The sequence below is a fragment of the Pseudonocardia sp. genome (assembly GCF_025465255.1).
GTDB lineage: Bacteria > Actinomycetota > Actinomycetes > Mycobacteriales > Pseudonocardiaceae > Pseudonocardia.
In genome coordinates this window covers 17,812-32,109 of sequence record NZ_JAODNI010000053.1, presented here as the reverse complement: position 1 = coordinate 32,109, position 14,298 = coordinate 17,812, and the positions used below count along the sequence as shown (strand labels likewise).

Here is a 14,298-nt window from a genome sequence, read left to right as displayed (position 1 = left end):
TACACCACGGCGCAGGACGGAACCATTCCGCCGCGCCCGCTCGCGATTCAGGACGGGGACACACACCATGGCCGGCGGCTGGCAGGAACAGGACGACTGGGGCGACCAGACCCGGGAGCTCGGCCGGGCCCAGCCGGAGGCCTACCGACCCGAGCCGCCGCGCGGACCGGTGGTCAACGCCGGCCGGCTCTGGTCGGGCGGCGTCGCGACGGCGGTCGTCGCGGCGCTGATCGGGCTCGTCGGGCTGCTGATCGTGCGGGTCCTGCTGCAGATCCCGTACCTCGCGCCGATCAACTCCGGGCCGGTCGGGGACTCGCGGACGATCCTGCTGTGCAGCCTCGCCGCGATCGCCGCGCTGGCCGCGACGGGCCTGGCGCACGTCCTGCTGCTGAGCACGCCCAGCCCGATGGCCTACTTCGGGTGGATCGGGGGCCTGCTGACCACGGTCGCCGCGGTGCTCCCGCTGCTGAACGAGGACACCTGGACGGTGCGGATCGCGACGGCGGTCATCCACCTGGTCATCGGCCTGGCGATCATCAGCCTGGTCACCGGGGCGGCGGTCTCCTCCAGCTCGCGCTGAGCGCTCGATCGGCGCCTTGCGGAGACCGGGGGTCCTCGGACACGATCGCGGGGTGATCGTGGACCTCCGGCTCGTGGCTCGTCTGCACGTGGACCTGTGCCGGACCCGCTCGGCGGTCTGTCGGTAACCACCGACAGACCCGGACCGAACGACCGCCTCCCCCGCGCAGCGCGGCGCCCACCTCCCCGCGCCGGTGCTGCCGCGGGCGCACGTCCACGAGGAGTACCCGTATGACCCCGCTCTCCGCTGTGCCCACCGTCGGCCCGCTGAACCTCGAGCTACTCGGCCCACGCTTCGGCGCCCTGGTCCACGGCCTCGACCTCGCCACCGCGGAGGACGCCCAGGTCGCCGGCGTCCGCGCCGCGCTGACGGACCACAAGGTGCTGTTCTTCCGCGGCCAGACCCTGGACCCGGACCAGCAGATCCGCCTCGGCAACCGGATGGGCGACCTGACGGCGTCACATCCGGTCGTCCCCGGCCTCGACGAGGCGCACACCGAGATCTACGCCCTGGACAGCGCGGACGACGGCTACGCGGACGTCTGGCACACCGACGTCACCTTCGTGAAGCGGCCGCCGCTGGGCTCGATCCTGCGCGCCGTCACGCTGCCGCCGAACGGCGGCGACACCAACTGGGCGGACCTCGAGCTGGCCTACGCGTCGCTCTCGCCGGCCGTGCAGCGCCTCGCGGACGAGCTCACCGCCGTGCACGACGGCTCGCGGGACTTCGGCTACTACCTCGCGCAGCGACGGCAGGGCCGCGGCAGCGACTGGGAGGGCGAGACCTTCACCGCGCTCGAGGAGGTGCAGCACCCCGTCGTGCGCGTGCACCCGGAGACCGGGCGCAGGTCCCTCTTCGTGAACCCGGGCTTCACCACCCGGATCGCGGGCGTCTCGGACGCCGAGAGCCGCCACCTGCTCGATCTCTTCTTCGCCCACCTCACCAAGCCCGAGCACCTCGTCCGGCACCGCTGGGCCGAGGGCGACGTGGCGATGTGGGACAACCGCGCCACGGCCCACTACGCGAACCGGGACTACGGCGACGCGCGCCGGGTCATGCACCGTGTGACGCTGCGCGGGGACGCCCCGGTGGGTGTGCCGAAGCCTGTCACCGCGCTGGATCGCCGGGTAGCGTCCGCGGGGTGACCTGGGGGACCTACAGCACGTATCTGATCATCGCCGTCCTGCTGGTGGTGGCGCCCGGGCCGGACACGCTCGTCCTGCTCCGCAACGGCCTCGCCGGCGGACGGCGGGGCGGCGTGCTCGCCGGTGCCGGGATCCTCGTCGGCAACCTGGTACAGGGCTCCGCCGCGGCGCTCGGGCTCGGCGTGCTGATCGCCCGCTCGCAGGTCCTGTTCGAGATCCTGCGCTGGGCGGGCGTCGCGTACCTGGCCGTCCTCGCCGTGCAGGCGCTTCGGGGCGCGGTCCGCGGGGACTACTCCGCGGTGGAGAACGTCACGCGCCGCCGCGGGGCCGGCGTCCGCCGGTTCCGCGAGGGCTTCCTGTCCAACGTGACCAACCCGAAGGTGCTGGTCATGTACCTGTCGGTGCTCCCGCAGTTCCTCACTCCGGGCGTCACCACCACCCTCGACGCCCTGGTCCTCGCCTACACGGTCGGGATCCTGGGCGCGGTGTGGCTGGGCCTGCTGCTGCTCGTCGTGCACCGGGTCCGGGACTGGCTCAGCCGCCGGAGGGTCCGGCGCACCGTCGACGCGGTGACGGGTACGGCGCTCCTCGGTTTCGGTGTGGCGCTGGCTAGCGAATAGTCCACACGCCGTTGCGCTGCTCCCACCGCTTGTGCGCCAGCAGGTTCCGCAGCTGTACGAGCGCGTAGTCGATACCCGAGGACTGCAGGACGGCGGGCTGCCCGGGCCGCTCGTCGACCCCGACGATGATCCCGGTGCGGTCACCGCTGGCGACGATCACCTGTAGCTCCCGGGCGAGCGTCATGCTGTAGGTGTCGGCGTAGCCCCAGAACGTGATCACCGACGTGACGAGGTCCGCGATGGGCTTCGTCCGCGTCGTCACGGCGACGATGTGGCCGTAGTGGAACTCGTCGGTGTTCTCGTCCTTGCGGCGGCCCGACGCGAGATCGAGCCGCGAGACCACGACACCCAGATGCCGCTCGGTCGGGCAGATCACCAGGACGTCGTAGTGGCTGAAGCGCCAGACCCGGTCGAGGCCCTCCCTGGCCTTGGCGCCCTTGGCCGGACCGAACACGACGATCGGGCCGGCACCCTGGTCCGCGAACGGCCGCGGACCGCCCGGCGGCCGGACGTCTGCGCTGTGGAGGACGAGATCCGAGTCGTGGAGGCCGAACACCCTCCTCGCCCGGTTCGCCGCGCGTTCGAGGTCCTCGCGGAACGTGTCGTCGATCTGCCCGTCCGTCGGCTTGGGCTCGGCCTTGTGGAAGGCGCGCCAGTAGACGGCGCGGGCCTGCAGTCCCAGCAGTAAGAACATCAGCGCGGCGGTGGCCAGGATGACGGCGGCGAGCACGTTCCCGGACAGCGCCAGAGCAGCCCCCGCGAACAGGGCCAGGAATAGCGCCAGCCACAGCATCAACCGGGCTCGCGACCGGTCGGCCGGATCAGGCCTCCAGCGAAAGTATTTGTTCACCGCCGTCTTGCGAGCCGAATCGTCGGGCGGGCCCAGCGAGTTGCCCCCGAGCCCGCTCACCGCTCACCACGGCCGGGCGTGACGATCTTCTTCGAACGCATGTGGAGGACCCCGTTCCCGGCCGCCGCCCCCCGGCGCCGGATACAGGTGAGCTCGCTCGCCGACCGGACGACGTTGCGTTCCGCCATCCGGCCTGTCCGAAGACCAGCTGGCCGGCGCAGTGGGGTGTCACGCGGACGGCGGTGCCGGTCCGGCCGGCCACCTGCCTGCGTCAGCTCAGGGTGATGGCCAGCCCTGCCGCACCGTCCTTGCCGCGGCGCAGCCGGGCCATGCCCGTGGCCAGCCGCCCCACGATCCCGTACTTGCGGTTGATCGCGGCGAGGACGGAACGGGTCCCGGCCGTGTCCTGGATGCGGGCGGTGGCGGCCACCGCGGGGCCGGTGGGGTTTCCGCGGCGGTCGCACTCGCCGATCTCGACGGTGCCACTGCGCCTGATCCGCTTCACCTTGCCGGCGTCCGGGGCGCTCCAGACGCCGATCTCGCCGCCGTCGAGCGGCGCGGCCCAGACCGCCGTCGGGACCGGCGTGCCGTCCTTGCGGAAGGTGGTGAGCAACAGGAACCGGGCGGCGGCGAGATCATCGGCACGAGCGGACCTCACGCCGGGACGCTCGCCTTGTTCAGCGCCACCGGCAGCGACGCGTACCCCCGCAGTACCCGCGTGGGGCGACGGGTGGGCGCCCCGGCCGCGCCGAGGTCCGGGAAGCGGTCGAACAGGGCACGCAGCGCGACCTCGCCCTCCATCTTCGCCAGCCCCGCCCCGAGGCAGTAGTGCAGCCCGCTGGAGAACGCGACGTGCTCCCCGGCGTTGTGCCGGGTGACGTCGAAGCGGTTCGGGTCCGCGAAGACCGCCGGGTCCCGGTTCGCGCCGCCGAGCAGCGTGACGATCAGCGAGCCCCGCTTCACCGGCCGTCCGCAGACCTCGGTGTCCGCCCGCGCGACCCGGCCGGTCCGCTGCACCGGGGACTCCAGGCGCAGCATCTCGTCGACCGCCGTCGGCCAGCGCTCGGGCTCTGCCTTCAGGATCGCGAGCTGGTCCGGGTGGTCGATCAGCAGCGCCGAACCGCTGCCGATCAGGTTCACCGTCGTCTCGAACCCGGCCGCGAGCAGCAGCATCGCGATGCTCGACAGCTCGTCCTCGGAGAGCCGCCCGTCCTCGTCGTGCGCGGTGACAAGGGCGGAGAGGATGTCGTCGCCGGGGGAGCGGCGCAGGGTCTCGAAGTGGCCGAGCATCCAGGCGTGCAGGGCGTCGATGTCGCGCTCCGAACGCCGGAAGTCCCGGAAGCTCAGCCCGGCGTCGAGGGAGAGCGCCGCGCCCTCGCCCCACTCCAGGAACTGCTCGCGCATCTCCATCGGGGCACCGAGCACCTCGGCGATGACGGTGGCAGGCAGCAGCGCCGCGTAGTCCGCGATCAGGTCCGCCTGCTCGCGGCCGGCCAGCTCGTCGAGCAGCTCGGTGGCGATCTCCTCGGTCCGGTCCCGCAGCGCCGCGACCTTCTTGGCGCTGAACGCCCTGGTCACGAGCTTGCGGTAACGCGTGTGGTCCGGCGGGTCCGTCGCCAGCATCGACGGCGGCTGGGCGGGCCCGAGCGCCCAGCTCCCGCCCATGCGCTGCAGCATCCTGACCGCGCTCGGCAGGTTCTCCGGCATCCGCATCTCGACGCAGAAGTCCTGGCTGCGCAGGATCGTCGTGCACGCCTCGTGGTTCGCCGTGGTGAGCGTGAGCCCGGACTTGACGATCGCGCCCTGGGCGCGGAGTTCGTCGTAGTGCGGGAACGGGTTCGCGATGAGCACCGGATCCGCCATGAGCCGGGCGCCGAGGTCCCCCGCGGCGACCTCCTTGCGCAGCATCCGGCGGATCAGCGCGTGCCGCAGCACCCACCGGATCCCTCGTCGTGCACCCCGTGAACCCGCCATGCCAGTCTCCCGAACGTCGTCGTCCCGCAAACGCTACCGCGAGTAAGTTAGCTCTGCCCAGGGCTCGGATTCAGAACATTCTCAGCTCGTCCGGTAGGACTGGTACGTGCCCGCCCGCCTCCTCGCCGTCAGCGACCTGCACGTCCGGTACCCCGAGAACCGCTCGCTCACGGAGGATCTGCACCCGACGGACCCGGGGGACTGGCTGATCGTGGCGGGGGACGTCGCGGAGCGGGTGGACGACACGCTCGGCACGCTCGCGGTGCTGGCGCAGCGGTTCGCCCAGGTCATCTGGGTCCCGGGCAACCACGAGCTCTGGACGCGCACGAAGGATCCGGTCGATCTGCGGGGAGAGCACCGCTACCGGCATCTGGTCGAGCGCTGCCGGAAGCTCGCGGTGCTGACCCCGGAGGACCCGTTCCCGATCTGGCGCGGCGAGGGTGGACCGGTCACCGTCGCGCCGCTGTTCCTGCTCTACGACTACTCGTTCCTGCCCGAGGGCGCCACTACCGTGGCCGAGGGGTTGGAGGCGGCCTACAAGGCAGGCGTCGTCTGTACCGACGAGCACCTGCTGCACCCGGACCCGTACCCGTCCCGGGAGGCCTGGTGCGCGGCCCGCGTCGAGTACAGCGAGAAGCGGCTGGCGGAGATCGATCCCGAGCTGCCGACGGTGCTGGTCAACCACTGGCCGATGACGAGGCTGCCGACCGGGGTGCTCCGCTACCCGGAGTTCGCCCTCTGGTGCGGGACGACGGCGACGGCGGACTGGCACGTCCGGTACCGGGCGTCGACGGTGGTCTACGGACACCTGCACATCCCGCGCGTCCTCCACGAGGACGGCGTCCGGTTCGTCGAGGCGTCCCTCGGCTATCCGCGGGAGTGGAAGCCGCGCGAGGAGCGGTACGGGATGCCGGTCACCGATCTCCTGCCCCGGCAGATCCTCCCGGTCCCGGAGGGGCCGGAGCCCTACGCGGCGCCGGCAAGGAGCGCGGAGCCCGCGACCTGACGGACTCGCGGCGACCGGGCCGCCTGCGCGCCTCGACGGCCCACACCACGAGCCACACGCCCGGCCCGGTGGCCAGCAGGATCCCGGTGGCGAGCCAGCCGGAGCGGTAGAGCGCGCCGGCCACGATCCAGCCGGCGATCCAGACCACCATCAGGACCAGGCGCGTCCGCATCATCCGGCGGTGGACGTCGATCAGGGGTTCGCGCAGGTCGGTGACCGTGACGACGGCGTTCCTGCGTCGGGTCACGGCCACCTCCCCGCCGGAACCTACCGCCCGGCGCGGCGCCCGTAGCGGCGGTTGAACTTCTCCACCTGACCGGCGGCGTCCAGCACGCGGGTCGCGCCCGTCCAGAACGGGTGCGAGTACGCCGTGATGTCCACGCGGACCAGGGGATACGTCTGCCCGTCGGACCACTCGATCGTCTCCCGCGAGGTGGCCGTCGAACGCGTCAGGAATGCGTCACCGGTGCTCCTGTCCTGGTAGACGACGGGTCCGTAGCCGGGATGGATGTTCGGCTGCATCAGGGTTCCTCCTCGACGAGCGGGCTGCTAGCTTCGGTAATGATAACCATTACCGACTGGGGGAGATTCCCGTGACGGTTCCGCTCCGCACCACCGGCTTCGTCGCCGTCCGCAGCACGGCGTCCCGTACCCCGCTCGACGCGCTGCTCGCGGCCGAACTGGCCGCCGCGGTCCGCGCGACGCGGCACGGGATCCTCGTCGCGAGCGCCCGGCCTCCGGACCCCGAGGGCACGTTCGTGCTGGTCCAGCCCTGCGACGAGCGGCAGCGCCCGGTCCGTCCGGCCGTGCGGGTCGGCCCGCTGGAGACCGCCGACGACGTCGACGAGCTGTGCACCTGGCTCCGCGCGGGCCTGCTGGACCCGGCCACGCTGCCGCTCCACCTGCTCGGGGTGACCGAGGCGACCCGCCGGAGCTGACCCGCACAGGATTCGCCCGCACAGGATTCACACAGCAGGACCACAAGGACGGAACAGGGCCGGATCGGACCGTACGGAGGAACCCCGACCACCCCCTGGGAGACCTTCGTGAGCACCGTGACCCCACCCCGGGTGCCGACCGCGCCGCGCCACGCGCGACCGAGGGCCCAACCCGGACGACACTCCGGCCCGCCGGAGAGGTCCGGCCGCGTCGGGACGCTGCTCCACGGCCCGTCCGACCAGCCCCGGTGGGCGCGCCCCGGCGTTGCTCGTCGTGCTGGCCGGCACAGCGGTCCTCTACCTGTGGAACCTCTCGGCCTCCGGCTACGCCAACGACTTCTACGCCGCCGCCGTCCAGGCCGGCACGCAGTCCTGGAAGGCCTGGCTGTTCGGGTCGCTGGACTCCGGGAACGCGATCACCGTCGACAAGCCGCCGGCCGCGTTGTGGGTGATGACGCTGTCCGCGCGGATCTTCGGCTTCTCCTCGTGGAGCCTGCTGGTGCCGCAGGCGCTGATGGGCGTCGCCTCGGTGGGGGTGCTGCACGCGACCGTCCGCCGCTTGGCCGGACCCGGAGCGGGCCTGATGGCGGGCGCCGCGCTGGCGCTCACCCCGGCCGCGGTCCTGATGTTCCGCCTCGACAACCCGTACACGCTGCTGGTCCTGCTGATGGTGGCGGGCGCGTACTTCGTCTCCCGTGCCGTCGACGCCACGGCCACGAAGGCGTCGACGCGGTGGCTGCTGCTCGCCGGCACCGCGATCGGGTTCGCCTTCCTCACCAAGATGGGCCAGGCGCTGCTGGTCGTCCCGGCGTTCGGCCTGGTCTACCTGGTCGCGGGCGCACCGCGGCTGCGGGCCCGGATCCTGCAGCTGCTCGGCGCGGTCGTCGCGATGGTCGTGTCGGCGGGCTGGTTCATCGCGCTCGTCGAGATCTGGCCCGCGGCGAGCCGGCCGTACATCGGCGGCTCCACCACGAACTCGCTGCTCGAGCTCGCCCTCGGCTACAACGGCCTGGGCCGGCTGCTCGGGGGGAGCGGCAACGGCGGCGGGAGTGGCGGGGGTGGCAACACCTCCTTCGGCGGCGCCACCGGCATCACCCGGATGTTCACCGGCGAGATCGGGTACGAGATTTCCTGGCTGCTTCCGGCCGCGCTGATCGCCCTGGTCGCGGGCCTGTGGCTGACCCGCCGCGCCCCACGCACCGACGAGGTCCGCGCCGGCCTCGTCCTCTGGGGCGGCTGGATGCTGGTCTCCGCCCTGGTGTTCAGCTACATGAGCGGCACGATGCACCCCTATTACACCGTCGCGCTGGCCCCGGGCATCGCCGGGACCCTTACGATCGGTGGCCGCGAGCTGTGGCGGCACCGCGATCGGATCCTGGCGCGGGCGACGCTCGCGCTGATGGTCGCCGCCACCGCGGCCTGGTCCTTCGTGCTCCTCGCGGGCAGCTCCGAGTCCTACGCCTGGGTCCGCTGGGTGATCGCCGGGCTGGCAGTGCTCGGGGTGGTCGGCCTGCTGGCCGGCACCCGCAGGCTCAGCAGGGTCCAGCTGGTCGGAACCGTCGCCGCGGTGCTGACCGGCCTCGTCGGGACCAGCGCGTATGCCGTCGCGACGGCGTCGGTCGCCCACACGGGCAGCATCCCGTCGGTCGGTGCGACGGCCACCGGCATGGGCGGTATGGGTGGTCCCGGCGGCATGGGTCACGGTGGCGGGCGCCCCGACGGCGGCACCCCGCCGGCGCTGCCCGGTGCCACCATCGCCAGGGATGCGGCTACCACCGATGGGGCCGTCGGCGGCCCGGGTGGCGGCATGGGCGGCGAGGCGAGCACGGAGCTGACCGCCCTGCTCAGCGCCACCGACTCCACCTGGTCCGCGGCCGTCGGCACCTCCCAGACCGCCGCCGGCCTCGAGCTGGCCTCCGGCACCGCCGTCATGTCCCTCGGCGGCTGGAGCGGTTCGGACTCAGCGGTGACCCTCGAGCAGTTCCAGCAGTACGTCGACAACGGCCGGATCCACTACTACGTCGGTGGGGGCCAGGGCGGCGTCCCCGGCGGCAGCGCGGACGGCACGAGCAGCCGGATCGCCGCCTGGGTCGAGGCGAACTTCACCGCCACGACCGTCGGCAGCCAGACCGTCTACGACCTGACGACCTGACCCGCCGCACGCCGAGGCCCGCGTCCCGAACCAGGGACGCGGGCCTCCGGCTCTGTCACCCCTCGGTGGTGGAGAGTCTTGTCACCACCATGTCGCACGGTTGCCCTAATGACCTTCGCGCACGCGTTGCCCATGCTGGATCGCTACAGGAGCGAGACGACGGAGGGGCCGACGGCATGGTGGTGACGACCGAGCAACGGGCCGGCCGTCCCGGCCCCTCGACCCGCAAGGGCGGCCGGCTCCGGGCGTTCGCCCGCGAGGCCCGCTCCTGGCCGACGATCCTGCTGGTCCTGATCTGTCTGTGCGCGGGCGTCCCGCTGACCATCGCCCTGGTGCCGGACCAGGAGCTGGAGATCCTCGGCCAGCACGTCTCGGTCGGCGCCCGCACCCCGGACGTCTCCCTCTCCGGCCCCGCCCAGCTCGTCCAGGTGGGCAACACCGAGCTGGATATCGACCGCCTCGACGTCGTCGGACCGCTGCGGCCGAAGCTCGCGATGGGCCCGGTGCAGCGCAACGACGACGCCGCGAAGGTGCTGAACCCGGACACCACGGTGGCCGCGCAGAACCAGGCCGTCGAGACGCTGCGGACCGGGTTCACGGACTGGTACCTGTGGGGCGCGCTCGGCGTCGTCGGGGTGGCGCTCGCGGCGGCCGCGCTCGTCGGCTGCTTCCGGATGCTCGCCATCCTGCGCCGGGAGAGCCGTGCCGGACGCGAGCACGTGACCGTCGCCGAGGTCTGGCACCGCTGTGCGGGTGCGATCGGCCGGATGACCGTCGTCGCCGTCGTCGCGTCCGTGGTGGCCTGGGGCACCTGCGGGGCGCTCGCCTACCGGGGCACGATGAGCGGCCTCGCGACCATCTCGTCCGTGTCGGACCTGGTCGGCAGCGTGCACGTCTCGCCGGCCCCCGTCGGCCCGCCCGTGTTCGGATACTCCGGCGCCGTCATCGGGGACTCCCGCGCCGCCCGCGTCGGCGGCCCGCCGGTCGCGGACCCGACCGCCGACGACACCGCCTGCCAGCGCAGCGCGGACTCTCTGGCCGCCGAGCTGACGATGCTCGTGCCGGACCACGTCCTCAACCTCGCCTGCCCCAGCGCCACGATCGCCCAGGGCCTGCGCAGCACCCAGCAGCGCGGGGACCTCACGGTCCCGGCGCAGGTCGGCCTGCTCAAGCAGGTGCAGGGGCTGCAGTTCGTGGTGGTCGCGACCGGACCGAACGACATCGGCTGGTCGGACTTCCTCAAGTACTGCTACGGCCTCCCGACCTGCGACGACGCACTGACGACCGGGGAGTTCGACTACCGGATGGCCGCCTTCGACCGGGACTACGCCGCCCTGTTGCAGGACCTCAACGAGCTGCCCGGCAAGCCCCAGGTGATCGTCATGACCTCCTACGGCGCCTTCCCGGCCGCGACCGACCCGGCCTGCCCGGACGCCCGCGGCCCGCTCAGCACCCCCGGTCTCACCCAGGACAAGATCGACCTGCTGACGGGCCGGAACAACCAGCTCAACGACGTCCTGGCCGCCGGCGCGGAGAAGTACGGCTTCGGCGTCGCGCGACCGGACCTCACCGGCCTCTGCAGCACGGACGGCGACGGGCTGGGCCCGGACCTGCAGGGGCTCGACGACGCCTTCCCCTTCCATCCGACGGCCGTCGGCTCGCTGCGGATGGCGGCGGCGGTGGCGCGGTTGGTCGTCGAACCGGAAGGATGAGCTCCCCAAGAAGGAAGACATCATGGTGACCTCCGTCGGCCTCTCCCCGGACGACCACGGCTTCCGCCCCGGCGCCGGGACGGACCCGGGCGAGGTCCTGCACCTCGGCGGCACGCCATTGCCGCTGACCGTCCCCGCCCGGCTCTACGTCTGCGGCATCACGCCCTACGACGTCACGCACCTCGGGCACGCCTCGACCTTCGTCTGGGCGGACGTCGTCGCGCGGGTCATGCGGATGGCCGGGGTGGACACGGTCGTCTCCCGCAACGTCACCGACGTCGACGACGTGCTCACCCGCACCGCCGCCGAGCGCGGCCGGCAGTTCGACGAGTTCGGGCTGACCCAGGAGTTCCACTTCGACCGGGACATGGCGTCCCTGCACGTCAGGCCGCCGACCCACGCGCCGCACGCCCGGCACCACGTCTCCCACGTCGTCCGGCTCGCGATGGCGCTGCTCGCGGCCGGCGCCGCCTACGAGCGCGACGGGTTCGTCTACTTCCGCGGTGCGGGCGTCGCGGAGGGCCGGGACCGGGACGCGGCGCTGGCCCTGCTCGCCGAGAACGGCGACCAGCCCGACGACCCGCTCCGCGACGACCCCTTCGACGTCCCGGTCTGGCGGCCCTCCGGCGAGGGCGACCCGGCGTGGCCGAGCCCCTGGGGCCGCGGCCGTCCGGGCTGGCACGCGGAGTGCGCGGCGATGGCGCTGGCCACGCTCGGCGGCGTCGTCGACGTGCTCGTGGGCGGGGCGGACCTGGAGTTCCCGCACCACGCCTACCAGGGCGCGATGGCGTCCGCGGCTACCGGGAGCGGCCCGTTCGCGCGGCGCGAGGTCCGCGCCGGGACCGTCGGACGGGACGGCGTCAAGATGGCCAAGTCGACGGGAAACCTCGTGCTGGGCGGGGACCTGCTGCAGGAGTCCTCGGGCGCGGCCGTCCGGCTGATGCTGCTGGACCGGGCGTGGTCACGACCCTGGGACTACACCCCGGACGCACTGGAACAGGCCGAGGCGCTGCTGGAGCAGCTCTACGTCGCCGCCGGGACGCGGAACGGTTCGGTGACCGCGGTCGCCGCCGTCCGCGGCGCGTTGCTGAACGACCTGGACGTCCCGGAGGCCGTGCGGCTCGCGGTGGAGTCCGGGGGAGACGCGGCGCGCCAGGTTCTGCGCACGCTCGCCCTGCAGTAGGGGCGCGGACCGGGAGTCGGGGGCGGGCGAGTTCAGCCGGCCGCGGACTCGGGCTCGATCTCCGCCGCCCGGAGCCGGGCGGCGAGGCGCTGCAGGTCGTCCCGCAGGGTGGCGAGCTCGAGCTCCGTCAGGCCGGTGGCCTCCTCCACCCGGCCCTGCACCGCCTGGGCCTTCGCCTCGAGCTCCGCGCCCGCGGTCGTCAGGCGGATCTCGACGACCCGCTCGTCGTCCAGCCGCCGCCGCCGTGTCACCACGCCCTGCGCCTCGAGGCGCTTGAGCAGCGGCGACAACGTCCCGCTGTCCAGGTACAGCTGCTCGCCGAGACGGCCCAGCGTGACCGTGCCGTGCTCCCAGAGCACCAACATCACGGTGTACTGGCTGTAGGTGAGCCCGACGGCCTCGAGCAGCGGCCGGTAGCACCCCGTCATCGCGCGTGAGGCCGAGTGCAGGGCGAAACAGAGCTGTCCCGCGACGGTGAAGCTCGATCCCGGCGTGTCTGCCATCGGTGCAGCGTAGAACGCGTCGCCGCGGTGGGGAGGCTCCATGGCGGCGATGTCATCAATATTCTGGACAGATGTCCAGACGCTTCCACGGCGGCCGGGACGAAGGGGGTGATGCCGGTCACCTCGGGCGGGACGGGCGGGTCTTCTGGGACAGTCGTCCGGATGGAGTCGGGCCGTCGAGGAGGAGGAGCCGTGGTCTGGGCGTTCCTGGCGGGCGCGATCGCCGCGGAGGTGACCGCGACCGTCGCGCTGCGGTTCTCCGAGGGGTTCTCGAAGCTCCTCCCGTCGATCGTGGTGGTCGTGGGGTACGTCACGGCGTTCGCGATGCTGTCGCAGGTGCTGGTGCGCGGACTCGGGATCGGCGTCGCCTACGGGATCTGGTCGGCCGTCGGTGTGGCGCTCATCGCCCTGATCGGGGCGACGTTCCTGGGGGAGACCCTGACGTGGGTGCAGGTCGCCGGGCTGGTCGCGGTGATCGCCGGCGTCGTCGCGCTGGAGACGGGCGGGGCGCACTGAGCGGCTGGCGCCGAGCTGCTCACCCGGGAACGACGAAGGCCCCCTGTCCATGCGGATCAGGGGGCCTTCAACGGGGTGGTGGGCGATACTGGGATCGAACGAGTGGCCTCTTCCGTGTCAACGCAATCCAGGGCTCCCCGGAGCACAGGCAACCCGCTGGCAGCTCGACACGCCCGTCCTCGGAAGTCCCGGCTGATCATTGGTTGTCCTGGTGGGTTGTCGCCCAGCCGGTCGCCCACCAGGAGCGAATGTCAGCCCGACGGTCTCGTCTAGGTTTCTGGCGGTCGGCGGCTGGCGGCCGCCGCTCGTGATCGTGCCCGTCACGAAACCGCCGCGGGTGAAGGAGTAGAAGTTCAGCGTTCCCGCCCTGAAAGGATCGTCGCCCGCCGACAGCCCGGCGGCCATCGCACTGTGCACGCCCTTGCCAACCGCGGCCGAACGCCATGTGGTGAGGCGCCGTCGGTAGGGCCGGGCCTTCCAGCTGCACGACCAGCACTGAGCGACGAGACTGGCACCGATGCGCTTGCCTTCTGTGGGCGGCATGGGTCGCTCGGTCGGCTGGTATCCCTCGCGTTCGCGGTATCCCTCCCCGCAGTCCCTGTGCGTCCTTCGGGGGTCGAAGCGCGCAGGCGGGTGGTCTGCGTTGCGCGGTGAATCCTTTTCGGCCGCCGGGGGACTTATAGCGGTGGCAGCGCGGATTCGACGTCCCCTGGGGTGCCGGGCCGTGATCCGAGCCGCGTGCGCACGGTCCGATTGCTCACGGCCCGGGAGCTCGATCGGGCCTGCCGCACAGGACCGTGACCGCGTTCCTGTTGATGCAACACACGGTGAGGGAGCAGCAATGAGCGACTGGGGTGGCTGGGGCCACGGCGGCGACCACGACCACAGGTGGGGCTGGGGCTGGGGCGGCTGGCACGGCGGAGATTACGGCGCCGAGCAGAAGGCGGACCGAGGCGGCGGCTGGTGGGGCGGCGGCGGCTGGTGGGGCGGCTGGCGCGGCCACGAGGGCGGGCGCAGGCACGGCGGCTGGTAGCACGTCCGGTCGCCGGCCCTGACCGGGCCGGTCCGACGACAGGAGCAGTGGCCCCGCTTCCTTATGCGGGGCCACTGCCTCCGCCC

15 protein-coding genes are annotated in these 14,298 nt (G+C 72.7%); 10 read left to right on the top strand and 5 right to left on the bottom strand.

Annotated features, from left to right (window positions below; all coding sequences use genetic code 11):
• Positions 1–67 precede the first annotated feature (67 nt).
• The 3 genes from JWP64_RS05360 to JWP64_RS05350 all read left to right on the top strand — a co-directional run bounded on the left by JWP64_RS05360 (position 68) and on the right by JWP64_RS05350 (position 2,345).
• Entirely contained in the window at positions 68–580 is a 513-nt protein-coding gene (locus tag JWP64_RS05360) for a DUF6069 family protein (RefSeq protein ID WP_297492992.1), read from the top strand.
• Between the two features lie 230 nt (positions 581–810).
• Positions 811–1,725, top strand: a complete 915-nt coding sequence (locus tag JWP64_RS05355; RefSeq protein ID WP_297492989.1) for a TauD/TfdA family dioxygenase — start codon at positions 811–813, stop codon at positions 1,723–1,725.
• Positions 1,722–2,345, top strand: coding sequence for a LysE family translocator (locus JWP64_RS05350; RefSeq protein ID WP_297492985.1), 624 nt, complete (start codon positions 1,722–1,724; stop codon positions 2,343–2,345). Before JWP64_RS05355 ends, JWP64_RS05350 begins: the two co-directional genes overlap by 4 nt.
• Here the strand turns inward: JWP64_RS05350 and JWP64_RS05345 are convergent.
• The 3 genes from JWP64_RS05345 to JWP64_RS05335 all read right to left on the bottom strand — a co-directional run bounded on the left by JWP64_RS05345 (position 2,335) and on the right by JWP64_RS05335 (position 5,130).
• Positions 2,335–3,138 (bottom strand): hypothetical protein, encoded by an 804-nt coding sequence (locus tag JWP64_RS05345; protein ID WP_297492982.1) that lies wholly within the window; start codon positions 3,136–3,138, stop codon positions 2,335–2,337. The two genes, JWP64_RS05350 and JWP64_RS05345, sit on opposite strands and share 11 nt — an antisense overlap.
• Positions 3,139–3,466: 328 nt before the next feature.
• Complete coding sequence (locus tag JWP64_RS05340) at positions 3,467–3,853, bottom strand: PPOX class F420-dependent oxidoreductase (RefSeq protein ID WP_297492979.1); 387 nt, start codon at positions 3,851–3,853, stop codon at positions 3,467–3,469.
• Positions 3,850–5,130, bottom strand: coding sequence for a cytochrome P450 (locus JWP64_RS05335; protein ID WP_297492977.1), 1,281 nt, complete (start codon positions 5,128–5,130; stop codon positions 3,850–3,852). Before JWP64_RS05335 ends, JWP64_RS05340 begins: the two co-directional genes overlap by 4 nt.
• A 145-nt stretch (positions 5,131–5,275) precedes the next feature.
• Here JWP64_RS05335 and JWP64_RS05330 point away from each other — a divergent pair, with 145 nt between their 5' ends.
• Entirely contained in the window at positions 5,276–6,175 is a 900-nt protein-coding gene (locus JWP64_RS05330) for a metallophosphoesterase (protein ID WP_297492975.1), read from the top strand.
• Positions 6,176–6,442: 267 nt separating this feature from the next.
• On the opposite strand, the gene JWP64_RS05325 is transcribed toward JWP64_RS05330, so the two are convergent.
• Positions 6,443–6,697, bottom strand: coding sequence for a type B 50S ribosomal protein L31 (locus tag JWP64_RS05325; protein ID WP_297492972.1), 255 nt, complete (start codon positions 6,695–6,697; stop codon positions 6,443–6,445).
• A gap of 71 nt (positions 6,698–6,768) precedes the next feature.
• Here JWP64_RS05325 and JWP64_RS05320 point away from each other — a divergent pair, with 71 nt between their 5' ends.
• The 4 genes from JWP64_RS05320 to JWP64_RS05305 all read left to right on the top strand — a co-directional run bounded on the left by JWP64_RS05320 (position 6,769) and on the right by JWP64_RS05305 (position 12,160).
• Positions 6,769–7,113, top strand: coding sequence for a hypothetical protein (locus tag JWP64_RS05320; RefSeq protein WP_297492968.1), 345 nt, complete (start codon positions 6,769–6,771; stop codon positions 7,111–7,113).
• Positions 7,114–7,387: 274 nt separating this feature from the next.
• The gene (locus tag JWP64_RS05315; protein ID WP_297492965.1) at positions 7,388–9,265 is read left to right on the top strand and encodes a glycosyltransferase family 39 protein; all 1,878 of its coding nucleotides are present in this window, start codon (positions 7,388–7,390) and stop codon (positions 9,263–9,265) included.
• Positions 9,266–9,441: 176 nt separating this feature from the next.
• Positions 9,442–10,977, top strand: coding sequence for a GDSL-type esterase/lipase family protein (locus tag JWP64_RS05310; RefSeq protein ID WP_297492963.1), 1,536 nt, complete (start codon positions 9,442–9,444; stop codon positions 10,975–10,977).
• Between the two features lie 22 nt (positions 10,978–10,999).
• Positions 11,000–12,160 carry a cysteine--tRNA ligase gene (locus JWP64_RS05305; RefSeq protein ID WP_297492960.1) on the top strand — a complete coding sequence of 387 codons (1,161 nt, stop codon included), beginning with the start codon at positions 11,000–11,002 and terminating at the stop codon, positions 12,158–12,160.
• A gap of 32 nt (positions 12,161–12,192) precedes the next feature.
• Here JWP64_RS05305 and JWP64_RS05300 read toward each other — a convergent pair whose 3' ends face one another.
• Entirely contained in the window at positions 12,193–12,663 is a 471-nt protein-coding gene (locus JWP64_RS05300) for a MarR family transcriptional regulator (RefSeq protein WP_297492959.1), read from the bottom strand.
• 192 nt (positions 12,664–12,855) lie between these two features.
• Between JWP64_RS05300 and JWP64_RS05295 the strand changes: the two genes are divergently transcribed.
• Together JWP64_RS05295 and JWP64_RS05290 are read left to right on the top strand one after the other, a co-directional pair.
• Entirely contained in the window at positions 12,856–13,179 is a 324-nt protein-coding gene (locus tag JWP64_RS05295; RefSeq protein WP_297492957.1) for a multidrug efflux SMR transporter, read from the top strand.
• Between the two features lie 841 nt (positions 13,180–14,020).
• A complete protein-coding gene (locus JWP64_RS05290) occupies positions 14,021–14,212 on the top strand; it encodes a hypothetical protein (RefSeq protein ID WP_297492955.1) in 192 nt (63 codons plus the stop codon).
• The last annotated feature ends 86 nt before the right edge of the window (positions 14,213–14,298 follow it).